The following is a 23,847-nucleotide window of genomic DNA, read 5'->3' as shown; positions in this document are numbered from 1 at the left end:
AAAAGCGCGAAGCGGAAGTATTGTCAGCCTTGAGACGCGGCGATTCAGTACGGAAACATGTCTTGCGTGCGCGAAATGAAAACAGAATCGCGCGCTTCAGATGGAAAGACGATGTCTATCCTGTCGATGCTTTTTATGGGTGCCACCAGGGGCAAGTGCAGATCTGATATCTGCCTCTGTTGCTTTCAACAAGGGCATTAGAACATTCGAATTCCCGCGAAGTCAATCAGGAAAACTTAATAAAAACAGCGCGAAGCGGTTTCCGGCGATATCTGTGCCGCCTGCCGGAGGCGAGCCTTCAGACTAGCGAATTGAAATCATTTGTTAATTTCCCTCTAAACGAGTTGTTAATAAAAATACAACCAAAGAGGGAATTGCGGTATGCAGGGCACCTGACGATCCGGCGCGGATCGCTCGGGCGTTTGCGCCGGCCGGAACCTGACCGACGTACGGTCGCGGTGGTTCGACGACGGCGGGGGTGTGCGCGTGTCAGGAGGCGGCAGCCTGCGGCGGCGAGTCGGGTGCGGCGAGCCGGTCGGTCTCGCGCCAGTGCGGATTGAGCCACGGTTCGAGATTGCTCGGCGCCAGCGGCGTGCGACCGAGAATGTGGTCGGCGGCCTTCTCCCCGGTCATGATCGACGGCCCGTTGAGGTTGCCATTGGTGACCCGCGGGAAGATCGAGCTGTCGGCAACACGCAAGCCTTCGACGCCGATCACCCTTGTCTCGGGATCGACCACGGCGTTGGGATCGTCGGCGCGGCCCATGCGGCAGGTGCCGCAGGGGTGGTAGGCGCTCTCGGCATGCTCGCGGATGAAACCGTCGATCTCCTCGTCGCTCTGCACATGCGCGCCGGGCTGGATTTCCTGGCCGCGATAGGGATCGAAGGCGGGTTGTGAAAACACCTCGCGGGTGATCCGCACCGCGCGGCGGAAATCGCGCCAGTCTTCCTCGCAGTTCATGTAGTTGAAGCGGATTACCGGCGCAGCCTTCGCGTCGCCCGACCGCAGCCGCACCGCGCCGCGCGAGGGCGAGCGCATCGGCCCGACATGGGCCTGGAAGCCGTGCATGGGGGCGGCCGCCTTGCCGTCATAGCGGATCGCTCCCGGCAGGAAATGGAACTGGATGTCGGGGTAGGGCACGCCCGCCGCCGAGCGCACGAAGGCGCAGGCCTCGAACTGGTTCGATGTGCCGAGCCCCTGCCTCAGGAACAGCCACTGCGCCCCGATCAGCGCCTTGGAGACGAGGTTGAGCTTGGAGTAGAGCGTGATCGGCTGGATGCATTCCTGCTGGATGTAGACCTCGAGATGGTCCTGCAGGTTGGAGCCGACGCCGGGCCGGTCGGCGATGACCGCGATGCCGTGCTCGGCCAGATGCGCGCCCGGGCCGATGCCCGACAGCATCAGCAGTTTCGGCGAGTTGAAGGCGGAGGCGGCGACGATCACTTCACGTCGAGCCTGAACGACTTGAATCGCTCCGTGAGCTTCGATCTCGACCCCGGTCGCGCGGTGATTCTCGATCACAACCCGCCGTGCCAGGCCCCTGACAAGACTCACGTTTTGCCGCTTGAGCGCGGGCTTGAGATAGGCTTCCGCCGTGGACCAGCGCTGGCCGTTGTGAATGGTCTGCTCCATCTGGCCGAAGCCTTCCTGGCGCGATCCGTTGTAATCCTCCGTCACCCCGTAGCCCGCCTGACGGCCAGCTTCGATGAAGGCGCGGAACAGCGGATTTTTGAGCGTCCCGCGCTGCACATGCAGTGGGCCGTCGGTGCCGCGCCAGCCCGCTTCGCCGCCCACGCCGCCGTTCTGGTGCGAGGTTTCCATCCGCTTGAAATAGGGCAGCACGTCGGCGAAGGACCAGCCCGTCGCCCCTTGCTCGGCCCAGTGGTTGAAGTCCTCCGCATGGCCGCGCACGAACACCATGCCGTTGATCGAGGACGAACCGCCGATCACCTTGCCGCGCGGTGCCGCGAGCCGCCGGTTGCCGAGATGCGGCTCCGGCTCGGTGGTGTAGCCCCAGTCGTAGATCCCCATGTTCATCGGATAGGAGAGTGCCGCCGGCATCTGGATGAAGGGGCCGAAATCCGAGCCGCCATGCTCGATGACGATCACCGAATGCTTGCCGTCCTCGCTCAGCCGCGCGGCCATGGCCGATCCGGCCGATCCGGCCCCGACGATTACGAAATCTGCTTGCATGGTCATGATGCTGCTCGTCTCTGGTGGAGGGGTTGCTCTGTCGTGGCGCGATTGACCGAAATATAGCCAAGAGCTATATTTCGCCGATGAAGCGGATCTTCTATTCCAAGGCGGCGGAAAAGAGCCTGGCCCGGATGCAACCGAAGCGGCGCGCGGCGATTTTCGCGAAACTGGATGCCTTCGCGCGGGGAGAAGAGGTCGATATCAGGAAGCTGTCCGGCTCCGGCCTCTATCGCATCCGTGTCGGTCAGGGCCGCGTCATCCTCGATGACCAGGGCCTGGTCATTCTGGTGATCGCGGCGGGACCGCGCGGCGGGATCTACACGGAGTAAGTCTTGATGGGCGAAACACGGAAAATGATCATTGACGGCGAGACCTATGTGCTCGTTCCCGAAGACGTTTACGAGGATCTGATCGACTCTCTCGAAGCCCAGGCAATCATGGCGCGCGTCAGGGCCGGAGAGGAAACCTGGCCTTCCGAACTCGTCGAAGAACTGATGGAAACGGACAGCCGCATCCGCACCTACCGCAAGTATCGCGGCCTGACCGGAAGCGAGCTGGCCGAGGTCGCCGGCATTTCCCAGCCGCATCTGTCGGACATCGAAAACGGCAAGAAGACCGGCTCGGTCGATGTGCTCAAGCGCATCGCCGCCGCGCTCCGTGTCGATCTCGACGATCTGGTGCTCTGACCGGGCCAAGCGCCTGACCTCTCCTCAATACGGGCTGTCGACCGGGCCGGTGGCCACGTAGACGCTCTTGAGATGGGTGTAGTGCTCGATCGCGGCATGGCCGTTCTCGCGGCCGATGCCCGACTGCTTGACGCCGCCGAACGGGGCCTCGACCGGGGTGAGGTTGTAGGCGTTGATCCAGGTGGTGCCAGCCTCCAGCCGCGCGATCACCCGGTGCGCGCGCGCGAGATCCGCGGTGAACACGCCGGCCGCCAGACCGAACGGCGTGGCGTTGGCACGCGCCACCGCTTCCTCCTCGTCGTCGAAGGCGAGCACGCTCATCACCGGCCCGAAGATTTCCTCGCGCGCGATCGTCATGTCGTCGGTCACGTCGGCGAACACCGTGGGCTGGATCCAGGCGCCGTTTTCGAAGCCCTGCAGCTCCGTCACGCCGCCGCCGGTCACCAGCCGTGCACCCTCGCGTTTGCCCGCCTCGATATAGCCGAGCACCTTGTCGCGCTGGGCCATCGATACCATCGGCCCCAGATGCGTGTCGGGGTCGAGCGGGTCGCCCAACCGGATCGCCTCGGTGCGCGCCTTGAGGCGGTCGAGGAAGCGGTCATGGAGCCCGCGCTGCACGAACACGCGGGTGCCGTTCGAGCAGATCTGGCCGGTCGAATAGAAATTGCCGAGCATGGCGCCGCCGATAGCGCTTTCGAGATCGGCGTCGTCGAACACCAGGATCGGCGACTTGCCGCCGAGCTCCATGGTCACCGCCTTGATGTCCTGTGCGGCACCCGCCAGCACCTTGGCGCCGGTCGGCACCGAGCCGGTGAGCGAGACCTTGGCGATGCCGGGATGGGTCGCAAGCGCAGCCCCCACCGCACCGTAGCCCTGCACCACATTGAACAGGCCCGCGGGCAGGCCGGCTTCGGCAAAGGCCTCGGCGAGCTTGAGCGCGGTGAGCGGCGTCAGTTCCGACGGCTTGAAGAGGAAGGCATTGCCGCAGGCGAGCGCCGGCGCCGATTTCCACGCGGCGATCTGGATCGGGTAGTTCCAGGCGCCGATGCCCGCGCAGACGCCCAGAGGCTCGCGCCGGGTGTAGACGAAATCGCCGCCGAGATCGATGTGCTCGCCGGTGATCGCGCCCGCGAGCCCGCCGAAATATTCGAGCGCGTCGGCGGCCGACGCCGCGTCCGCCACCAGCGTTTCCTGGATCGCCTTGCCGGTGTCGAGCGTCTCGAGCCGGCTCAACTCCGCGTTGCGCTCCCTGAGGACCTGGGCGGTCCGGAGCAGGATCCGGCCGCGCTCCACGCCCTTCATCGCAGCCCAGGCCGGCTGCGCGGCCTTCGCCGCCGCCACCGCCTGGTCGATGATCGCGGGCGTCGCCGCATGCAGCCGGGCGATCACCTCGCCGGTGGCCGGGTTGACGCTCTCGATCGCGTCGCCCGCGGTGTCCTCGGCGTAAGCGCCGGCGATGAAATGGGAGGCGGTGGGCTGGGCCATCATGGGGCGATCCTCAGGCTGTCATAGGAAACCATCGCGTGCTCGCGATAGGCGGGCCGCGCGCAGAGGCGCGCGTAATAAGCATCGAGCGCGGGCGTCCTGGCGCGGTCGAAATCGAGCGTGTAGTAGCGGTAGAGCTGAACGCCGACGATCATGTCGGCAAAGCTCAGGTGTTCGCCGGCGAGATAGGGGCCGGCCCCGATCCGCGCATCGAGCATCCGCGCGAGCGGCTTCAGCGCCTCGATGGCCTCGGCCAGCGCCTCAGGCCCGCCGGCCAGCGGCCGGCCGATCAGCGGCCAGAACACCTGGCCGCCGAAATGCGGGCCGAAGGTGGTCTTGATCCATTCCGCCCACATGTCGAGCCTGACCCGCGCATCCGGATCGCGCGGCCAGAACGTCTCGTCGCCGTATTTGGCGGCGAGATAGCGCACGATCGCCGCACTCTCCCACATCGGTGCGCCGTCGCCGTCGCGCACCGTGGGCACCAGCCCGTTCGGGTTCATGGCCTTGTATTCCGGCGTGTCGAGCCCGCCATGGACATGGCCGAGATCGTGGCGCACATGGGCGAGCCCCAGTTCGCCGATGGTCCACATCACGGCTTGCACGTTGGACGACGTCGCGCGCCCCCAGACAGTCAGCATCCTATTCTCCTCGCGGGAAGCGTTGTGATTCCTCAAGCACGTTGAGATCCATGTGGTTGCGCATGTAGCGCTCGGAGGCCTTCTGCAGCGGCTGGAAGTCCCACGGATAGTAGTTGCCGTTGCGGAGCGCCTCGTAGACCACCCAGCGCCGCGCCTGGCTCTCGCGCACTTCGGCGTCGTAGCGCGCCATGTCCCATTTTTCGCGCACGCGGGCCATGTAGTGGGCGACGCGTTCCGATTGCGCCGGGTCTTCGGCCAGATTGACGAGTTCGTCCGGATCGGCTTCGAGATCGAACAGCAGCGGCGGGTCGAGTTCGCAATGGCTGAACTTGTAGCGGCCGTCGCGGATCGCCACCAGCGGCGCCTGCGAGCCCTCGGCGGCATATTCCATCAGGACCGGCGTGGTGCGGCTTTCGCCGTGCATCGCGGGCAGCAGGCTCTCGCCGTCGGTCCAGGGCGCGACCTCGGCGAGCGACACGCCGGCAAGCTCGGCCAGCGTCGGTGCGATGTCGAGATTGGAGGTGGGATCGGTCACGCGCCGGGGGGCGGTGCCGGGCGCCGCAATCATCAGCGGCACCCGCGACGAGCCGTCGAAGAAGCTCATCTTGAACCACATGCCGCGCTCGCCCAGCATGTCGCCGTGGTCGGAACAAAACACCACGATGGTGTTCTCCGCCATCCGGGTGGCTTCGAGCGTCGCAAGGATGCCGCCGATCTTGTCGTCGAGATAGGAGATATTGGCGAAATAGGCCTGCCGCGAGCGCCGGACATTTTCCGCCGTGATCTCGAAGCGCTCGGAATCATTGGCCTTGTAGAGCCGCTGCGAATGCCGGTCCATCTCCTCATAGGGGATCGGCGCCACCCGCGGGTCGAGTTCTGGTACGCCCTCGTAGAGATCCCAGTATTGCTTGCGCGCCACGTAGGGGTCGTGCGGATGGGTGAAGGACACGGTCAGCGCCCAGGGCCGCGCGTCGGGATCGTCGGACGTGCGCGACAGCTGGTGCAGCTTCTGGGTCGCGAAAAACGCCACCTCGTCGTCATATTCCATCTGGTTGGAGATCTCGGCCACGCCCGCGCCGGTGACGGAGCCGAGATTGTGGTACCACCAGTCGATCCGCTCGCCCGGCTTGCGGTAATCCGGCGTCCAGCCGAAATCGGCGGGGTAGATGTCGGTGGTCAGCCGTTCCTCGAAACCGTGCATCTGGTCGGGGCCGACGAAATGCATCTTGCCCGACAGGCAGGTGTAATAGCCCGCGCGCCGCAAGTGATGCGCATAGGTGGGAATGTCGGAGGCGAATTCCGCGGCATTGTCATAGACCCGCGTGCGCCGCGGCAACTGCCCCGACATGAACGAGGCCCGGCCCGGCGCGCAGAGCGGGGAAGCAGTGTAATTGGTCGCAAACCGCACCGAGCGGGCAGCGAGCTTCTTCAGGTTTGGCGCATGCAGGAACTCCGCCGGCCCGTCGGGAAACAGGGTGCCGTTGAGCTGGTCGACCATCAGGATCAGGATATTGGGGCGGGCGCCTGCGCCTGTGCTCATATGGTTCTCCTGCGAAGCTCGGACAGCTGGGTCTCGACATGGTCTTCGACCAGCGCCACCGCGTCATGGCGGGCAGGGCCGGCGCCGAGCCCCTTGCGGATATAGAGCCCGTCGATCATCGCCGCGGCGCCCTCGGCGATGCGTTCGGCATCGCGGTCGCCGGCGAGCGGCCTGAGCCCGCTCATCAGGTTCGAATGCAGCCGCCGGGCATAGACCGCGAGCAGCCGGCCGATCTCCGGGTTGCGCTGCGCATCGACATAGAAGGCGAGCCAGGCGGCCACCACCTCGTCGGAAAACTGCTTGTCGGAAAAGCTGACGGCGATGATCGCCGACACCCGCGCCCGGTCGCTCGCCGCCGCCTTGAGCGCCCGGTCGGCGTCCTCCTTGAGTTCGCGCAGCAGCGCCCGCACGGATTCGGCGATCAGTTGTTCCTTGGAGCCGAAATAGTGATGCGCCAGCGCCGGCGAAACGCCTGCCCGCCCGGCGATGTCCGACATGGTCACGGCCATGCTCCCGCGCGCACCGATGGCCTCGATGGCCGCGTCTGTCAGCGCCTTGCGGCGGATCGGCTCCATTCCGATTTTCGGCATCGCGGTCACTCCCCTTGGCAAGGAACGGGTGTTTCGCGCATGCGAAACGATTTGAAGTGTATTTTTGATTGACTGCTCAATCAATGAAAATCTGAGCCGCGCCTGTGACCGGTGTCGTGAGGCGTGTCGTCGGTGAAGGGCAGCGGCAGGCGTGGCGGATGCGGCCGTCCGCCGTGGCGGGATCTGTCGCCCTGGGCGCGCCGGTGCCCGCAGCGCGGGGGTTGATCGGTGCGCGGGAGTGCCCCCTTGCAGACGCGCCATCGCCCGTGACCGCCGCGGCATCCTGCCGAAGGGATTAACGTTTGGTAAACGGACAAACGGAGCAAAAACAGGGGTTTATGCTCTGCATTCTGATGATCCGGTTGAGGCCGGTTCCGATCCGCCGTTTCCGGCGCGGCATTCGCAGGTACTTCTTCAAAGCGCCCTGCCGGGGCCGCGCACGCATCGAACGCAGGATGGAGAAGTTCAAACGCTTCGCGCTGCGTTGCGAGAGATTTGCCAGAAAAATCCGCTCCAGTGTCGCAATCGCCGCGGCCTTCATCTTGATCAAATCCGGCCGGAAAAACTAAGGGTGTTCTGAAAATCGTCCAGGCGCGGAAATGGTCCAACGTGAAACGTGTTTTTTTGGTCGTCCTTGGGATGATGATTGTTCTGACGCTGACGACCAGGCTTCCGCAAAACGCGTGGCGCTTGCTCGAAGGTCGCGGCAGCTACTTCATTCCAGAGGAAAGCAGCATTTGGAATTTTCAGGTCGACGTTGAAAATGCAGGATCGGGAAGCTTCTGGCTCCGAGGCAGCGACCCAGATCGATACTACTCGCTTTCCGAAACGACGTGGGAATATTTCCATATCGGAAACGAGAACGCATGCGAGGGTTTTGATCCGGCCGACATCGCCACCTGGTGCGAGTTGCGGGCAGCGCCAATCCCGCTGCCACGGTGATTGCATGGCGCCAGGGACTGCGCTTGTTCCCTGCCTTCGGCGGCCAATCGGCCGAATTGTCACTTCAACATGAGCCTGTTCGTTCACACGGCCGAGGGCGCGCGTGCAGGAGCCGGAAACCCGGCTCCCGCGCAGGGGCAAGGGGAGTGCCTCAGCCGCCGAGTCGCGCCACCAGCGGGGTCGACTGCTTGACGATCACCCGGGCGCGGTTCGGCACGCGCTCGTAGAGGTCGATGATGTCCTGGTTGAGGAGCCGGATGCAGCCCGACGAGACCGCCTTGCCGATCGAATGGGCCTCGGGGTTGCCGTGGATCCGGTAGAGCGTGTCCTCGCCATTGTCGAAAAGATAGAGCGCGCGCGCGCCGAGCGGGTTCATCAGCCCCGGCGCCATGCCGCCATTGGCGACCGAATAGGGCTCGAGTTCCGGCTTGCGCTTGACCATGTCGTCGGGCGCCTTCCAGGTCGGCCATTTGCGCTTGTACTGAACCACCGCGGAGCCGGCCCAGGAAAAGCCCTGCTGGCCCACGCCCACGCCATAGCGCATGGCGGTGCCACCGTCCTCGATCAGGTGCAGGTAGAAGGTGCCGGTGTCGATGACGATCGTCCCGGGCTTGTATTCCGGATACGGGTTGTCGACCCGCTGGCGCCAGAACCGTTCCGGCACCACGCCCTTGGGCACGGCGGGAATCGGAAGGGCTCGTCGGGAACCGGGCCGTAGAAGGCCGGCATCGTTGCGGGCGGGGTGGTGTCCGGTGCGTCCGCGCGGCCTGAAGAGCCGGTGGTGCTGCAGCCGGAAAGGGCAGCGGATGCTGCCGCGCCGAGAAAGAGGCGTCGGGTAATCATGGGTGGTGTCCTGTCAAGTCGAAGATGTCGGTCTGCGCCGGAGGCGCGCGGGCTCAATCCGGTCAGGACAGGCGCGGCGGGCGGAAGATGCGCGTTTGGGCCAGGCTCGCAAGCCGCGCTGCCTGTTCGACGCGCGGATCGGGGGCCTGTCGCCCAAGCGAAATGGCGGCGTCGGCCGAGAGAACGGTCTTGTCCACCACGCAGAGCGGCGCGCCGGCAAGTCCGCGCTGGCAATGCCGGGCACTGCGCACGGTCTGGCTGCCGGCAAGCAACTGCGACACGGTGGCCGGCGCCGACGGGGCGCGGGCGGAGACCACACCTCCCCCATGCGCGCCCGCACACACGAGCGCGACGACAACGAGCACAAGCGGGATCAGGCGACGCAAACACATGCCTCTTACCTAACGGCTTTGAGCGACGACGCCAGTCACGATCATGCCGCGGCGCGATCACGTTTCCGTGATTGGGGTGCCTGCAGGCCGCTCGACGGCTGCCCGGGAGCTGCTGCTTCCCGGCGCAATCCCCGCGCGCATGTCCTTTGACGACTGCGTGTATCCTGCTAATATTCGCGCAATGGGTGAGGGGGCGATCATGAAACCTGTCGCAGTCATGTTCCCGGCCGTGGCGCTGGCCTTGAGTTCCTGTGGCGGCCGGCCCGGGGGAGTGCAGGAGGTCCTCAAATATGACGCCCGCTCGCTGGCGCATGTGAAGATGGCTGACGATACCTACAGGCTGTTTGAGCATCCTGCGGGCGACCGCGTCATGACGACCTCGAGCATCGGTGCGGCAATGGGGCAGGGGTTTATCCAGGGGGCAACCCTGGGTGTCGCCGACGTGAAGACGCCCGAGCAGCGGCATGAAGCGGCCGCCCGTCGCTACCTGGACCTGACCGGTCGTCAGGATTGCACGATCGGGAACGGCTATGAGCTTGTCCATACACAGTATGAATTCCGCTTTACCTGCCCCGAGGGCGTGGTCGTGACCAGGGCACCTTCTGTCACGGAGCAGATGAAGATCGCGCCGGCCGGAATGCAGCAGCCGATCTGAAGCAACTTTTGGAGCCGGTTTTCAGGCGTATCCCGCGATGCATGTCCGCTTCGCGAGGCGATTCCGTTCCGAATGGTCGACAGGCGCAGGCTCTATGCTGCCATAATCTGACAGCATGCAAGTCTAGTCTCCCCCGAGTGCATCACACGGTCCGAACCCGGGCCGCGTGGATGCACGCCCCCGACCCCAAGGAGATTTTCATGCTGACCCTCTATCATTCCCCCATGAGCCGTTCCACGCGCGTGGTGCGCCTGCTTGACGAAATGAACCTGCTCGACGCTGTCGAGATCCGTCAGGTCAGCATCCAGCGCGCCGACGGCTCGGGCGGCCGCGACGCGGCCAATCCGCATCCCGAAGGCAAGGTGCCGCTGCTGGTGCATGATGGCGTGGAGATCCGCGAGACCGGCGCGATCCTGCTGTACCTCACGGACCTGTTTCCGGACCGGGGTCTGGGCGTGCCGGTCGGCGATGCCTTGCGCGGCCGCTACCTGTCCTGGCTGTTCTGGTATGGCGACGTGCTCGAGCCGGTGCTGATCCACTCCTACGCCAAGCTCGAGCATCCGGCTCTCAGCGCCACCTTCCGTGGCTATGACGAGGCGATGGCGGCGCTTGCAGGACCGCTCCGCCAGGGGCCGTGGCTTCTGGGCGAGCGCTTCACCGCCGCCGACATCCTCTGCGCCTCGCCCTTTGCCTGGATGCCGTCCTTCATGCCCGAGATCCCGGAAATCCGCGACTGGTTCGACCGCTGCCAGGCCTCGCCCGCCGTGGCGCGCACCCTGGACGAGGACCGGAAGCGCACGGCCTGACCGTCGTCCGCCGGAGGCCGGGCAGGCGGTGCGCCGGAAGCAAGCCCCAACGCGAGGCCGCCTGCACGTGTCCCGGGTGCAGTTGCGGCACGCCCGTCGGAGGCGGGGGCTTGCTGGCCGGCGCGCCTTGCGCCATCCTGCCGTCGCGCAAAATGGTTCAACCCTTTACAATGCACCTGATTTCGGCATGATGCGCTGCACAAATTTCAGGAGGAATGAAAATGACGGCATGCATCATCGGCTGGGCGCACACGCCTTTCGGCAAACATGCGGAGGAAACGGTCGAAAGCCTCGTCACCCGCGTCGCCCGCGAGGCGGTCGCCCATGCGGGGCTCGAGGCTGGCGACATCGACGAGATCTATCTGGGTCATTTCAACGCCGGCTTCTCGGCGCAGGATTTCACCGCAAGCCTCGTGCTGCAGGCCGATGACGCCTTCCGTTTCAAGCCCGCGACCCGCGTCGAGAACGCCTGCGCCACGGGTTCCGCCGCCGTGCACCAGGGCATCAAGGCGATCCGCGCCGGTGCCGCCAAACGCGTGCTGGTGGTCGGCGTCGAGCAGATGACCACGACGCCCGGGCCGCAGGTCGGCGCCAACCTGCTCAAGGCCTCCTACCTGCCTGAGGACGGCGACACGCCCGCGGGCTTTGCCGGTGTGTTTGGCAAGATCGCCGACGGCTATTTCCAGAAATACGGCGACCAGTCCGACGGCCTCGCCGCAATCGCCGCCAAGAACCACAAGAACGGCGTGGAAAACCCCTGGGCGCAGATGCGCAAGGATCTGGGCTTCGACTTCTGCCGCGCCGAGAGCGACAAGAACCCTTACGTGGCAGGCCCGCTGAAACGCACCGACTGCTCGCTCGTCTCCGACGGCGCTGCGGCGATCGTGCTTTCGGACGTGGAAGGTGCCATGCAGGCCCCCCGCGCGATCCTGTTCCGCGCCGCCGAGCACGTGCAGGACTTCCTGCCGATGTCCAAGCGCGACATCCTCGCCTTCGAGGGCTGCGCCGAGGGCTGGAAGCGCGCCTTCGCCAATTCGAAGACCTCGCTCGACGACCTCTCCTTCGTCGAGACCCATGACTGCTTCACCATCGCCGAACTGATCGAATACGAGGCGATGGGGCTTGCCAAGCCCGGGCAGGGCGGGGCGCTGGCCATGAGCGGCGAGACCGCGATGGACGGCCGCCTGCCGGTCAATCCCTCGGGCGGGCTCAAGGCCAAGGGCCACCCGATCGGCGCCACCGGCGTGTCGATGCATGTGCTCTCGTCCATGCAGCTCGCGGGCGAAGCCGGCGGCATCCAGGTCAAGGACGCCAAGCTCGGCGGCATCTTCAACATGGGCGGCGCCGCGGTCGCCAACTACGTCTCGATCCTCGAGCGGATCCGGTGAGCGCGGTCCTCGCCTCCCACGGCATCGCCGGCCACGTCGTGGTCACCGGCGGTGCATCGGGGATCGGCGAGGCGACCGTGCTGATGCTCCTCGACGAGGGCGCGGCCGTCACCATTCTCGATGCGGGCGGCGAAACCGTCGACCGCGCCGGGGAGCGTTTCGAGGGCGAGGACGTGCTCGCCCTCGATTGCGACGTCACCGACGAGGAGGAGGTGGCCGACTGCCTGAGCCAGGCGGTCGATGCCTTCGGGCCGGTGACCGGGCTCGTCAACTGTGCCTGTCTCGACCGCGAACTGCCGGCGGAAAAGACCAGCGCCGAGATCTTCCGCCAGATCCTCGACGTCAACCTGACCGGCAGCTTCATCACCTGCCGCGCCTGCCTCGACGTGATGGGCGACACGCTGGCGATCGTCAATCTCGCCTCGGTCTCGGGCCAGCGCGCCAATGCCGGCCATGTCGCCGGCGGCGCCTCGCGCGCGGGCGTGATCATGATGAGCCAGGTGCTCGCCAACGAATGGGGCGCTTCGGGCGTGCGCGTCAACGTGGTGGCGCCCGGCGCCATCGACACCCGCTACGGCTCCGGCCTCGCGCCGGCGATCGACCGCAGCCTGTGGGCCGCGCACACCCCGCTCGGCCGCCTCGGCCGCACCGGGGAAGTGGCGAGCGCGATCCTGTTCCTGCTTTCTCCCGCCGCCAGCTTCATCAACGGCCAGGTGCTCGCCGTCGACGGCGGGTTTGCCTCCTCAGGGATCGTCGCCGGGAGGTAGGGAGGCGGGCACGGGCCGGAAAGCTTTGAACCGGCTCTGCCCGCGCGGCCTACGCCGCCAGATGTTCGGCGGTCGTCACCACCTTGCCGTAGCTCATGGCGAGCGGTGCCATGAAGGCGGCGTGGACGGCGCTGGCGTCCACCTCGACGCCGCCGAAGCTCGCGGCCCGCGCGGCGCAGGCGTCCCCCACCACGGTCACCGCAAAGCCGAAATCGGCTGCCGCCCGTGCGGTGGCGTCGACGCACATCTGGCTCATCGCCCCGCACAGCGTCACCGCCTCGACCCCGGTTTCCCGCAGCACGTCGAGAAGCGGCGTGTTGTGGAAACTGTTGGGCCGGGCCTTGGTGATCACGCGCTCGTCGTTTCCGGGGGCGACCGAGGCATGGATCTGCGCGCCGGCGCTGCCGGGCCGGAAGAAGGGCGCCGCCTCGCTCGCCATTTCGTGACGGATATGGATGACGAGTTTGCCCGCCTGCCGGGCGGCTGATAGCAGCCGCGCGGCGTTCGCGGCCGCCCGGTCCATTTCCGGCAGGGTCCACAGCCCGCCCTCGAAATAGTCGTTCTGGATGTCGATCAGGATCAGCGCTGTCTTGGGCATGGAAAGTCTCCGGGTAAAGTGTGGTGTGGTGAGTGGCAGAATGCCCGGGTGTTGGCAAGAATGCGACTGGCGGATATGACATTGATCATGTCAGATCTGCCAAAATCCGTCCGCATCGGCCTTGTCGCGTATCGGGGTGCGCAGAAGGCCGCGCTCTACGGCCTCGCCGATGTCTTCGATGTCGCGGCCCGCCATGCCAGCGAGAACGGCGCCGGGCGCACGCTCGTCCAGGCTATTGTCCCGGCGGAAGATCCGGAAACGCTCGATCTGGCCGGTCATGACATTCTCATTCTGCCGCCCAACCTGTCGGGTGCACGCGGCGCGGCCGACACCGCCCTTCGCGCCGCGCTGCGCCGGCGCCATGCGGAAGGTGCGGTGATCGCCTCGGTCTGCGCCGGCGCCTTCTGGCTCGGCCATGCGGGGCTGCTCGATGGCCGCCCGGCCACCACCCAGTGGCTGCTCGAGGACGAGTTTCGCGAGGCTTTCCCGAAGGTCCGGCTCGCCACCGAGCGCATCCTGATCGACGACCACGACATCGTCACTGCCGGCGGCATCATGGCCTGGATCGATCTCGGCCTGCATCTCGTCGCCCGGACGCTCGGCAGTGAGGTTGCCTCGCTGACGATGCGCCATCTGCTGATCGATCCGGTCGGCCGCGAGCAGCGCAACTACCGCTCGTTCCGCCCGGTGCTCGGCCACGGCGACGACCGGATCCGCCAGTTGCAGCTGCAGATGGAACAGGCGCCCGAAGGTGACTGGAGGGTCGCGGCGATGGCCGACCGCGCCGGCATGTCGGAGCGCACGCTGGCGCGCCGCTTCGCCGGAGCCACCGGCCTCACGCCCAATGCCTATGTCCGCAATCTGCGCATCGAGAAGGCGCGGGGCCTGATCGAAAATTCCCGCCTGCCGGTGGCGGGCATCGCGGAAGCCGTCGGCTATTCCGATCTGTCCGCCTTTGCCAAGACCTTCCAGGAGATCACCGGGCTCACCGCCTCGGCCTATCGCAAGCGGTTTGCGCTCGGCGCCTGATCCGGCCCGTCAGTTTGCTGCAACCGGCACCGGGTCCACCGGAGCGCGCCGCTTGACGCTCACGCCGGTGGCGATGGCGCCGAGCACCAGCGCGATGCCGATCCACTGCCAGAAGCTGAAGATCTCGCCCATCCAGATGGTGCCGATCAGCGTCGCCACCACCGGGCTCGCAAGCGCCAGATAGGCAGCTCCCGGTCCGAGCCGGCTGATGCCGCGGTTCCAGACGTAATAGGCAAAAGCGGTGCCGAGCAGGATCAGCCAGCCATAGCCGGCGAGCGCCTGCGCGTCCGGCAGCGGCGGCAGGCCTTCCTTGGCCCAGGCCACCGGCAGCAGGATCAGCCCGCCCAGGATCAACTGCCAGGTCGCCATTTCGAGCGGCTTGCCGTCGCGCCCCCAGCGGTCGATCAGCACGGTGCCGACCGCCATCGAGCAGGTGCCGCCGATTGCCGCCAGCACGCCGATCAGGTCCGGCGCGTGTTCTGAGGGGGACAATACCAGCAGCGCCACGCCGGCTACGCCCGCGACCCCTGCGCCGACCTGCACCGGATGTGGCAGGCGCCGGATCAGCACCGAGGAGAGCGCGATGACGACCAGCGGCTGCACCGCGCCGAGCGTGGCCGCGAGCCCACCGGGCATGCGCGCGGCGGCGACGAACAGCAGCGCGAAGAACAGCGCCATGTTGAGCGTGCCGAGCACCGCATAGCGCCCCATTGTCGCCATTCGCGGAATGCGCGGATTGATCGCCAGGAGCACCAGCCCGCCCGCCAGCGCCCGGATTGCGCCGACGAAGAACGGATGCTCGACCGGCAGCATCTCGGTGAACACCGCATAGGTGCTGCCCCAGAGCATCGGCCCCAACAGCGTGATCAGGATGGTGCGCAGCATGGAAAAACCCGGGTGGTCTGCAGGGAAGGGGCGCGGGCAAAGCGAGCGTCGGGTGGACCGGAACAATGGCAAAGGGACCCGGTTTTGTCCACAAGGTAAAAAATGCGCGGCGCTATGGGTGCTCCGCAGGGCGCGTCGGCCGCAGCATGCGCAACCCGGGTGCGCCGCGGACGGGACTAGGCCACGCGCCCCGGCGCAAGCCCCTCCTCAAGCATCGCCGCGACGCGCGCGGTGGCATCGGCCTTGGTGATCTGCCCGGTGGCCCTCCGGTCGAGGCCGCGATTGAGCTTGTAGGCGCGCGAGCCCTTGCGGAACAGCACATGGTCCGGCGGCGCATCGACCGCGCGGGGGTAGAGCACCGCCATATAGGCGCTCGCCAGGTCGCCGATCCGGCCGCGATAGGGCGCAAGATAGGCCTCGACATAGTCGAGCTGTTCAAGCGCGCTCATGCCCGCAAGCTCCGCGGTGCTGGTGCCGAGCGCGCGCGCCGTCGCGGGCATGAACTGGATCAGGCCGGTGGCGCCGGAGCCCGCGCGGTTCGTCGTCGCCGGATCGAAGCTGCGGCCGGTCTCGAAGGCCATGATCGCCATCAGGTGGTCCGGGTTCATCTCCAGCCTCTGGGCGATGGCGAGGGTCTTGCGCCGGAACGGCTCCGGCACCATCGCGCCCCAGGCGATCGCGGGAAGGGCAGCGGGCGCGGTCCGCGGCGCAGCGGTTTCCGGCGGCGCGATGACGGGGGCCGGGCGCGCGGGCCGGCTGAAAAGCAGGGACAGCAGCGAGGCAAACAGCGAATTGCGGGTCATGGCGGTCTCCAGGGTGGGAAAGGCGGGCAGGGGCGGTCGGCACCAGTCTAGGCCCGCACCGACGGGTGGGGACGCAAAGGACCGCCTGTCCGGCCTTGGGAGTCCCGTGTACCTGCGCCACACGGCCCGCCGGAGCCCGCGTCCGCTCTTCCGCTGGGTGCCGGATTGTTCTGCCCTTTCAATGCGGTGAAGGTTGAAACTTGAGGCCGCGTCACAAGCGCCGGGCTTGGCGCAGGCGGAGACCGATCGCCCGCGGCAGGGGATGAGCTTCGCCGCTTTTATCCACGGCTCTTGCCCTTCGCGGCCGCTTCTGCAATCACTCAGGCCCTGACCGGACCGCCGTGTCCACCCTCTCAGTTTGCTCCCTCGTGTCGAGCCCTGCCGGAAAGCGCCCCGATGTCGAATCCCGTTCTCGTTGAAGTCACCCGCGGTTCCATGGTCGAAAGCCGCCATCGCGGCATCGTTGCCGTGGTCGATGGCGACGGCGGCAAGGTCATGAGCCTCGGAGATGTCGAAACCCCGGTGTTTCCGCGCTCGGCGGTGAAATCGATGCAGGCGCTGCCGCTGGTCGAGACGGGGGCCGCCGACCGCTACGGCTTCGGCGAGAAGGAGCTGGCGCTTGCCTGTTCGTCCCATTCCGGCGAGCCCGAGCACATGCGGCTGGCCGGCGACATCGTTGCGCGCGCCGGTCTCGGCGAGGCCGATTTCGAGTGCGGTTGCCACTGGAGCTCGCAGCAGGATGTGCTGATCGCCCAGGCCCGCGCCGGCGACAAGCCCAACCAGCTCGGCAACAACTGTTCCGGCAAGCATGCGGGCTTCCTGTGCCTGGCCTGCCATGCCGGCGTCGATCACCACGGCTATGTCGGCTATGATCATTTCGTCCAGCAAAGCGTGCGCGACGTGATGGCGGATCTCACCGGCACGAGCCTCGGCCACGACAATTGCGGCACCGACGGCTGCTCGATCCCGACCTATGCCGCGCCGCTCGACAGGATCGCCCATGGCTTTGCCCGCATGGCGACGGGCACCGGGCTCGGGCCGGACCGCGCCAGGGCCGCCACCCGGCTGATGAGCGCCTGCATGGCCGAGCCCTATTATGTGGCCGGCACCGGCCGCGCCTGCACCGCGCTGATGAGCATGGCGCCGGGCCGGATCTTCGCCAAGACCGGTGCGGAAGGCGTGTTCTGCGCCACCGTTCCGGAAAAGGGCCTCGGCATCGCGCTCAAATGCGAGGACGGCTCCACCCGCGGCGCCGAAGCCATGATCGGCGCGGTCTTCGCCAAGCTGTTCGAAGCGGACGAAGAACTCTCGTCACGGCTTGCCGACTGGTCCACGAAGACCATGAAGAACTGGAACGGCATCGAAGTCGGCCAGATCCGGCCCGTGGGCGAACTCGGCTGACCGGGGCGCGATAGGCCGCGCGGCGCGGGGTCATTTGCGGCGGGAGACTGCCGCTCGCCTTGATCGGCTCCGCCTTGGGGCCTATGTCAGGTATCCGCGCCCCGATCCCCCCGCGTCCCATCATGGAGCCTTCCTTGTCCGCATTCCAAAACCTGCCTGCCGCCCCGGTCGCCAAGAAGCATCCGCTGACCGACACCCGCCACGGCATCAGCCGCACCGACGACTATGCCTGGATGCGTGACGCCAACTGGCAGGCGATGTTCAAGGACCCCTCGATTCTCGAGCCTGAGATCCGCGCGCATCTCGAAGCCGAGAACGCCTATCAGCAGGCGGCGATGGCCGACACCGAGGCGCTGCAGAAGGTGCTGTTTGCGGAAATGCGCGGCCGCATCAAGGAAGACGACAGTTCCGTGCCCGCGCCCGACGGCCCCTGGCTCTACGGCCTGCGCTACGTGACCGGCGGCGAGCAGCCGAAACATTTCCGCCTGCCGCGCGCGGGCGGGCCGGAGCAGTTGCTGCTCGACGGCGATCACGAGGCGGAAGGCAAGGCCTATTTCCGGCTCGCCGGCGCAGGCCATTCGCCCGACCACGCGCTGATGCTCTGGGGCTATGACGACAAGGGCTCGGAATTCTTCACGCTGCGGGTGCGCGATCTCGCCACCGGCGAGGACCTGCCCGACGTGATCGAGAACAGCGGCGGCGGCGGCGCCTGGGCTGCCGATTGCAAGGGGTTCTTCTACACCTCGGTCAACGACAACCACCGCCCCGACAAGATCTTCTACCACCGCCTCGGCACCGCCCAGAGCGAGGACCTGCTGATCCGCGAGGAGACCGATTCCGGCTTCTTCATGGGCGTGTCCGACACCAGCCTCAATGATTTCATCCTGATCGGCGTCAACGATCACGAAACCTCCGAATGCTGGGTGATGCCGGCCAACGACCCGACGGCGGCGCCGCGGCTGGTGGCCGCGCGCCAGACCGGGGTGGAATATTCGCTGAGCGAGGGCGGCGACGTCTTCTTCATTCTCACCAATGCCGGCGGCGCCAAGGACTTCAAGATCATGCAGGCGCCGGTCGGCGCGCCGGAGCCGGACAACTGGACCGAGGTGGTGCCGCACAAGCCCGGCCGGCTGATCCTCACGGTCAGCGCCTATCAGAACCACCTCGTCTGGATGGAGCGCGAGAACGGCCTGCCGCGCATCGTCGTGCGCGACCGCACGAGCGGCGAGGAGCACGCCATCGCCTTTGACGAGGAGGCCTATTCGCTCGGCTTCCAGGGCTCGATGGAATATGCGACCGACACGGTGCGGTTCAGCTATTCCTCGATGACCACGCCATCGGAGCTTTACGACTACACCATGTCGACGCGCGAACGCCGTTTGCTCAAGCGCGACGAGGTGCCCTCGGGCCATGCGCCGGAGGACTATGTGACCCGCCGGGTGATGGCGCCGGCCGAAGACGGCGAACAGGTGCCGGTGACGCTGCTTTACCGCAAGTCCACGCCGCTCGACGGCTCGGCGCCCTGCCTGCTTTACGGCTATGGCTCCTACGGCATCGCCATTCCTGCGGGCTTCAACACCAATTGCCTGTCGCTGGTCGATCGCGGCTTCGTCTACGCCATCGCCCATATTCGCGGCGGCAAGGAAAAGGGCTTTGCCTGGTACGAGGCCGGCAAGCGCGGCGCCAAGACCAACACATTCACCGATTTCATCGCTGCCGCACGCCATCTCGACCGCGAGAACTTCACCTCGCATGACCGCATCGTCGCGCAAGGCGGTTCCGCCGGCGGCATGCTGATGGGCGCGGTCGCCAACATGGCGCCCGAGGCCTTCGGCGGCATCATCGCCGCCGTGCCCTTCGTCGACGTGCTCAACACCATGCTCGACGACACCCTGCCGCTGACCCCGCCCGAATGGCCCGAATGGGGCAATCCGGTCGCCTCGCACGAGGATTACCTGACGATCGCGGGCTATTCGCCCTATGACAATGTGACCGCGCAAGCCTATCCGCCGATCCTGGCCGTGGCGGGGCTCACCGATCCGCGCGTGACCTATTGGGAACCCGCCAAATGGGTCGCGCGGCTCCGCGAGAAGTCGACGAACGACGCCCCTGTGCTGTTCAAGATCAACATGGCGGCGGGCCATGCGGGTGCCTCGGGGCGCTTCCAGCGGCTCGAGGAAATCGCCTTCGAATACGCCTTCGCGCTCAAGGTGGTGGGCAAGGTTTAGCCGGCATTTACCATTGCGGCGGAATTCAGGCATCCGGCGCCTTGCCGCGGGCGCTGGAGATAATTCTTTTTATTCAATGGCTTGTTGGCGGGGTGTCGGCGGCAGCGGCAAACTCTTAAAAATCTCCCAATCGTTCTCAGCGATATCTTAAGGATGGCCATGTACCGGTGGAGGGAGTGAAGCCACTGGATATGAGGTCCTGAGATGCACACTGTGCCTACCACGTTCAAGTTTGCGGACATGATCCGCAGCCGGGACGGGAATTTCGCCATGATGGCGAGCCTCCTGCTGCCCGTCATCTTTGTCGCCGGGAGCCTTGTTCTCGACACAACCAATGCCCTTTCGATGAAAACCAGTCTCCAGAATGCTGCCGACAGCGCGGCGCTCGCCACCGCAAGCCAGCTCGCCGAAGGCGAGATCACGGAAGGCGAGGCGGAGGCCTACGCCATCAATTTCTTCAACGCCCAGATCTCCGGTGACGCGTCGCAGTATGACGGTTTCTCGGCCACACCCTCGGTCAAGCTGAGCAAGACCGGCACCGGAGCCACGACGCTCTGGAAGGTGGAAGTCGATGTAACCGGGTCGCAGACGACCTCGGGCCTGAGCCAGTTCACCGGCAGGAGATCGATCGACGTCACCATAGCCGCGACCTCCGAATCGGGGTCCGACGGCACCGACCGCTCGCCGCTGTCGATGATGCTGGTGCTCGACCATTCGGGGTCGATGAAGGAAGCCTCCGGCAGCACCAGAACCGAGCAGCAGACCAACTGCTACTGGAGCTGGAGCGGCTACCGCTGCTACACGCAGAACGTCACCGTTGATGTTCCGAAGATGGACGTTCTCAAGCAGGCCGTGACCGACCTGGTCGATCATATCAAGGAGGCCGATCCCACCGACGAATATGCCCGCATGGGGGCGGTCGCCTACAACTCCCAAACTGGCAGCGGCGACAAGCTGGCGGCGAACTGGAACAAGTCGAAGGTCACCAGTTTCACCAACGCCCTCGTCGCCGACGGCGGCACAAACTCGGAGCCCGCGATGAAATGGGCCACCGAGCAGATCTCGAGTTCGACCGAGGTCAATGCCCATTTCTCGAAGAATGGCTCGAAGGAACCGAAGAAGTACATTGTCTTCATGACCGATGGGCAAAACGATTTCGGGCGCGGCTCTTACAATGAATGGCTGGCGGACGAGGCCGATAAGCAGACACTGAAATACTGCGCGCAGGCCAAGGCTGCCAACGTCACAGTCTATACCGTGGCCTTCCAGGCGCCGCCGCGCGGCAAGCAACTGCTTCTGGCCTGTGCCTCGGGAAGCGACAAGTTCTACGATGCCCAGAGCGCCGAGGATCTGCTCGATGCGTTCACCGACATCGGCAGGGAAGCTTCCAAGCAGAAGACCCGTCTGACCAGCTAACTCCCGCCACGCGGGAGCCAGGCGCCGCCCCTTCTCGAGGGGCGGCGCTTCTGTCTATTTCCAGCCGTCGGGGCGGTCGGGCAAGGCCTTGAGATAGGCCGCGATCGCTTCGCGGTCGCTGCCCGGCAGATGCGCCATGTTCTTCTGCACATCCACCATCGAGCCGCCGACGCTGTCGAAATCCGGCGTGAAGCCGCTTTCGAGGTAATAGGCGATGTCAGCGGCGCTCCAGCTGCCGATGGACTTGCCGCCCGGGGTGAGATTGGGGATCACGCCTTCGCCCTCGGGGTTCTTGGCGCCTGCGAGCCAGGCATCGGTCTTGAAGCCGCCCAGCGCATTGCGCGGCGTGTGGCACTCGCCGCAGTGTCCGGGGCCTTCGACCAGATACTGTCCCCGCACGAGCGCGGGGTCGTCGGAGGCCAGCGCCACCCGCGGCTGGTCCGAGAAGAACAGCAGCTTCCAGCCGCCGAGCGTGCGGCGGATGTTGAACGGGAAGCCGAGTTCGTGGGGCAGGGAGGCGGTGGCGCTTGCCGGCAGGGTCTTGAGGAAGGCGAACAGGTCGGCGATGTCCTTGTCGCTCATGCGCGCGTAGGAGCCATAGGGAAAGGCCGGGTAATAATGGCCGCCATCGGGCGACACGCCGGCCAGCATCGCATTGGCGAAGTCGGCGACCGACCAGCCGCCGATGCCGTGCTCCGGATCGGGCGAGATGTTGGGGCCGATGAAGGTGCCGAAATCGCTTTTGAGCCGCACGCCGCCCGACAGCACCTTGAGCGCGTCGCCCTCCGCGCCCGGCGCGGCGTGGCAGGAGGCGCAGCCGCCCGCCCAGAACACCGCTTCGCCCGCGACCGGATCGCCCTCGAGCCCGGAGATGGTCTCAAGCCGCGCCGATTGCACCGGCTTGGGCATGGTCAGCACGAAGGCGGTCGCCGCGGCGGCGACCGCCGCCACGCCAAGCCCGATGGCGAGCCGGCTCATGGCCGGCCGCCCTTGCATGTCGGACACGATCCGTCAGGCATCAGCTGTTTTTCAGGCGGTAGGTTTCGTGGCAGGCGCCGCAGTTTTTCGTCAGCGGCCCGAACACGGCCTTGAGCGCGTCGAGATCGGCAGGGGCCGCGTCCATCGCGGTCTTGGCGTCGGCCTCGAACTGGGCCACGGCCTTGTCGAAGCCGGCGCGGTCGCTCCAGATCGCGGGCGCCGCCTCGGTGTCGAAACCGGTCTCCGAGCCTTCCGGGAAATAGGCGCCGAATTCGCTTGCCACGCCGTGGATTTCGGTGAGCGCGGCCTGGGCCTGGGCGGCGTCGAACGGGGCTTCGCCCTTGACCATCTTCACCAGGACGCCGAGATCCTTGCCGTTCTTCTTCATCAGGTCCTGGCGGACCACCTGCGGTTCATCGGCGGCGAGCGCGGGCGCAAGGCCTGCGGCACCGATCAGGGTAGCGGCAATCAGGGTGCGGATGATCATGTGGTCTCTCCTGTTGGTCGTTGCTCGGGGTCGGTTTGGCGTCGGTGTTTTGGGGCGGGCAGGTATGGTCACATCAGGTTTTTGCCATGGTTTACATGGGGCCTCACGCGCGCAAGTCAAGTTTTGGTGATCGCGGCGTGATCATGCTGCAGGCATAAAAAACCCGGCGCCAGGCGGGGCGCCGGGTTCGAACCGGTCGGCGGCCCCTCGGGGTCGCCGCAAGGCGTCCTCAGACGGCCTTTTCGTACATTTCGGCGACGTGATCCCAGTTGATCAGGTTGTCGACGAAGGCTTCGAGATATTTCGGCCGCGCGTTGCGGTAATCGATGTAGTAGCTGTGCTCCCAGACGTCGCAGCCGAGCACCGGCGACGCGCCGTGCATCAGCGGGTTTTCGCCGTTCGGGGTCTTCATGATTTCGAGCTTGCCGTTCTTGACGGCGAGCCAGGCCCAGCCGGAGCCGAATTGGCCGACGCCAGCGGCCACGAAATCGGCCTTGAACTTGTCGAAGCCGCCGAGATCGGAATTGATCGCCTTTTCGAGCGCGCCCGGCATCTTCGAGCCGCCGCCGCCCTTCTTCATCCACTGCCAGAAATGCAGGTGGTTGTAGTGCTGGCCGACATTGTTGATCAGGCCGGCATTCTTCTCGTCATAGGCCGCCTTGCAGATCTCTTCGAGCGACTTGCCCTTGAGCGGGCTGCCCTCGAGCAGCTCGTTGCCCTTGGTGACATAGGCCTGGTGGTGCTTGTCGTGGTGGAATTCGAGCGTCTCGCGCGACATGTACGGCGCAAGCGCGTCATAATCGTAAGGAAGGGCGGGAAGTTCGAGGGTCATAGGGTCTCTCCTCATTTTCATGATTGGTTGCGGGATGATAGCCATCCCGTCACGCCCGCAACATAGGGGCGCGCTCTCACGGTAGCAACGGGGCGCGGCCAAAAAGGTTCCTGTCTCCCGCCCCGGACTCGACCCCCACCCGTCCCGGCGCCCCCTCATCCGTCTCGCCGCTTGCGCGGCGATCCACCTTCTCCCCGTGGGGGAGAGCGACTGTCTTGTTCGTCAAGCGTTTTGCCATGGTTTTTCGTCCCGGATGATG

24 protein-coding genes and 1 pseudogene are annotated in these 23,847 nt (G+C 66.1%); 12 read left to right on the top strand and 13 right to left on the bottom strand.

The features are described 5' to 3' along the window. Positions 1–489: 489 nt before the first annotated feature. Positions 490–2,193 carry a choline dehydrogenase gene (gene betA / locus AWJ14_RS06050; protein WP_066176557.1) on the bottom strand — a complete coding sequence of 568 codons (1,704 nt, stop codon included), beginning with the start codon at positions 2,191–2,193 and terminating at the stop codon, positions 490–492. Between the two features lie 86 nt (positions 2,194–2,279). Here betA and AWJ14_RS06045 point away from each other — a divergent pair, with 86 nt between their 5' ends. Together AWJ14_RS06045 and AWJ14_RS06040 are read left to right on the top strand one after the other, a co-directional pair. Beyond that, complete coding sequence (locus tag AWJ14_RS06045) at positions 2,280–2,525, top strand: type II toxin-antitoxin system RelE family toxin (protein ID WP_066176380.1); 246 nt, start codon at positions 2,280–2,282, stop codon at positions 2,523–2,525. A gap of 24 nt (positions 2,526–2,549) precedes the next feature. Continuing rightward, positions 2,550–2,882, top strand: a complete 333-nt coding sequence (locus AWJ14_RS06040; RefSeq protein WP_245304148.1) for a helix-turn-helix domain-containing protein — start codon at positions 2,550–2,552, stop codon at positions 2,880–2,882. Between the two features lie 24 nt (positions 2,883–2,906). Here the strand turns inward: AWJ14_RS06040 and betB are convergent, their stop codons facing one another. Genes betB through betI form a run of 4 tightly spaced genes read right to left on the bottom strand, consistent with a single transcriptional unit; the run spans position 2,907 to position 7,138 of the window. Further along, complete coding sequence (gene betB, locus AWJ14_RS06035; RefSeq protein WP_066176373.1) at positions 2,907–4,370, bottom strand: betaine-aldehyde dehydrogenase; 1,464 nt, start codon at positions 4,368–4,370, stop codon at positions 2,907–2,909. After that, a complete protein-coding gene (locus AWJ14_RS06030; protein ID WP_066176370.1) occupies positions 4,367–5,008 on the bottom strand; it encodes a glutathione S-transferase family protein in 642 nt (213 codons plus the stop codon). Before AWJ14_RS06030 ends, betB begins: the two co-directional genes overlap by 4 nt. Before the next feature lies 1 nt (position 5,009). Next, positions 5,010–6,548 (bottom strand): choline-sulfatase, encoded by a 1,539-nt coding sequence (gene betC / locus AWJ14_RS06025; protein ID WP_066176367.1) that lies wholly within the window; start codon positions 6,546–6,548, stop codon positions 5,010–5,012. Beyond that, a complete protein-coding gene (gene betI, locus AWJ14_RS06020) occupies positions 6,545–7,138 on the bottom strand; it encodes a transcriptional regulator BetI (protein WP_066176364.1) in 594 nt (197 codons plus the stop codon). The genes betC and betI overlap by 4 nt, the downstream gene beginning before the upstream one ends. 302 nt (positions 7,139–7,440) lie before the next feature. Between betI and AWJ14_RS06015 the strand changes: the two genes are divergently transcribed. Both AWJ14_RS06015 and AWJ14_RS06010 read left to right on the top strand, forming a co-directional pair. Further along, positions 7,441–7,707: a hypothetical protein gene (locus AWJ14_RS06015; RefSeq protein WP_139112550.1), complete on the top strand. Its 267-nt coding sequence runs from the start codon at positions 7,441–7,443 to the stop codon at positions 7,705–7,707. Between the two features lie 40 nt (positions 7,708–7,747). Beyond that, positions 7,748–8,080 (top strand): hypothetical protein, encoded by a 333-nt coding sequence (locus AWJ14_RS06010; protein ID WP_139112549.1) that lies wholly within the window; start codon positions 7,748–7,750, stop codon positions 8,078–8,080. Between the two features lie 151 nt (positions 8,081–8,231). Here the strand turns inward: AWJ14_RS06010 and AWJ14_RS06005 are convergent. Together AWJ14_RS06005 and AWJ14_RS06000 are read right to left on the bottom strand one after the other, a co-directional pair. Beyond that, positions 8,232–8,923: pseudogene (locus AWJ14_RS06005) on the bottom strand (L,D-transpeptidase). 62 nt (positions 8,924–8,985) lie between these two features. Further along, entirely contained in the window at positions 8,986–9,315 is a 330-nt protein-coding gene (locus AWJ14_RS06000; protein ID WP_139112548.1) for a hypothetical protein, read from the bottom strand. Between the two features lie 199 nt (positions 9,316–9,514). Between AWJ14_RS06000 and AWJ14_RS05995 the strand changes: the two genes are divergently transcribed. The 4 genes from AWJ14_RS05995 (at position 9,515) to AWJ14_RS05980 (ending at position 12,931) form a co-directional block, all read left to right on the top strand. Next, entirely contained in the window at positions 9,515–9,970 is a 456-nt protein-coding gene (locus AWJ14_RS05995) for a hypothetical protein (protein ID WP_139112547.1), read from the top strand. A 200-nt stretch (positions 9,971–10,170) separates the two neighbouring features. Next, positions 10,171–10,776 (top strand): glutathione S-transferase family protein, encoded by a 606-nt coding sequence (locus AWJ14_RS05990; RefSeq protein WP_066176348.1) that lies wholly within the window; start codon positions 10,171–10,173, stop codon positions 10,774–10,776. A 221-nt stretch (positions 10,777–10,997) separates the two neighbouring features. Then, positions 10,998–12,164 (top strand): acetyl-CoA acetyltransferase, encoded by a 1,167-nt coding sequence (locus AWJ14_RS05985; protein WP_066176345.1) that lies wholly within the window; start codon positions 10,998–11,000, stop codon positions 12,162–12,164. Next, positions 12,161–12,931, top strand: coding sequence for an SDR family NAD(P)-dependent oxidoreductase (locus AWJ14_RS05980; protein ID WP_245304147.1), 771 nt, complete (start codon positions 12,161–12,163; stop codon positions 12,929–12,931). The genes AWJ14_RS05985 and AWJ14_RS05980 overlap by 4 nt, the downstream gene beginning before the upstream one ends. Positions 12,932–12,980: 49 nt before the next feature. On the opposite strand, the gene AWJ14_RS05975 is transcribed toward AWJ14_RS05980, so the two are convergent. Then, entirely contained in the window at positions 12,981–13,529 is a 549-nt protein-coding gene (locus tag AWJ14_RS05975) for a cysteine hydrolase family protein (RefSeq protein WP_066176340.1), read from the bottom strand. A gap of 87 nt (positions 13,530–13,616) precedes the next feature. Here AWJ14_RS05975 and AWJ14_RS05970 point away from each other — a divergent pair, with 87 nt between their 5' ends. Next, positions 13,617–14,558, top strand: a complete 942-nt coding sequence (locus AWJ14_RS05970) for a GlxA family transcriptional regulator (protein ID WP_066176553.1) — start codon at positions 13,617–13,619, stop codon at positions 14,556–14,558. A 9-nt stretch (positions 14,559–14,567) separates the two neighbouring features. On the opposite strand, the gene AWJ14_RS05965 is transcribed toward AWJ14_RS05970, so the two are convergent. Together AWJ14_RS05965 and AWJ14_RS05960 are read right to left on the bottom strand one after the other, a co-directional pair. Further along, on the bottom strand, positions 14,568–15,443 hold the full coding sequence (locus AWJ14_RS05965; RefSeq protein WP_066176337.1) for a DMT family transporter: 876 nt from the start codon (positions 15,441–15,443) through the stop codon (positions 14,568–14,570). Positions 15,444–15,619: 176 nt separating this feature from the next. Then, the gene (locus tag AWJ14_RS05960) at positions 15,620–16,246 is read right to left on the bottom strand and encodes a transglycosylase SLT domain-containing protein (protein WP_066176334.1); all 627 of its coding nucleotides are present in this window, start codon (positions 16,244–16,246) and stop codon (positions 15,620–15,622) included. A gap of 396 nt (positions 16,247–16,642) precedes the next feature. Here AWJ14_RS05960 and AWJ14_RS05955 point away from each other — a divergent pair, with 396 nt between their 5' ends. The 3 genes from AWJ14_RS05955 (at position 16,643) to AWJ14_RS05945 (ending at position 21,291) form a co-directional block, all read left to right on the top strand. Continuing rightward, on the top strand, positions 16,643–17,647 hold the full coding sequence (locus AWJ14_RS05955) for an asparaginase (protein WP_066176332.1): 1,005 nt from the start codon (positions 16,643–16,645) through the stop codon (positions 17,645–17,647). Positions 17,648–17,769: 122 nt separating this feature from the next. After that, positions 17,770–19,875: a S9 family peptidase gene (locus AWJ14_RS05950; RefSeq protein ID WP_066176329.1), complete on the top strand. Its 2,106-nt coding sequence runs from the start codon at positions 17,770–17,772 to the stop codon at positions 19,873–19,875. A 204-nt stretch (positions 19,876–20,079) separates the two neighbouring features. After that, entirely contained in the window at positions 20,080–21,291 is a 1,212-nt protein-coding gene (locus AWJ14_RS05945; RefSeq protein ID WP_066176325.1) for a TadE/TadG family type IV pilus assembly protein, read from the top strand. Positions 21,292–21,345: 54 nt separating this feature from the next. Here AWJ14_RS05945 and AWJ14_RS05940 read toward each other — a convergent pair whose 3' ends face one another. The 3 genes from AWJ14_RS05940 to AWJ14_RS05930 all read right to left on the bottom strand — a co-directional run bounded on the left by AWJ14_RS05940 (position 21,346) and on the right by AWJ14_RS05930 (position 23,588). After that, positions 21,346–22,269: a cytochrome c gene (locus AWJ14_RS05940; RefSeq protein ID WP_139112546.1), complete on the bottom strand. Its 924-nt coding sequence runs from the start codon at positions 22,267–22,269 to the stop codon at positions 21,346–21,348. Positions 22,270–22,309: 40 nt separating this feature from the next. Then, the gene (locus tag AWJ14_RS05935; protein ID WP_066176319.1) at positions 22,310–22,756 is read right to left on the bottom strand and encodes a c-type cytochrome; all 447 of its coding nucleotides are present in this window, start codon (positions 22,754–22,756) and stop codon (positions 22,310–22,312) included. A 229-nt stretch (positions 22,757–22,985) separates the two neighbouring features. Then, positions 22,986–23,588 (bottom strand): superoxide dismutase, encoded by a 603-nt coding sequence (locus AWJ14_RS05930; RefSeq protein WP_066176314.1) that lies wholly within the window; start codon positions 23,586–23,588, stop codon positions 22,986–22,988. Between the last annotated feature and the right edge of the window lie 259 nt (positions 23,589–23,847).

This window comes from Parahoeflea olei, assembly GCF_001703635.1.
GTDB lineage: Bacteria > Pseudomonadota > Alphaproteobacteria > Rhizobiales > Rhizobiaceae > Hoeflea > Hoeflea olei.
The sequence above is the reverse complement of the archived record's forward strand: the minus strand, read 5'-3'. Positions and strand labels throughout refer to the sequence as shown.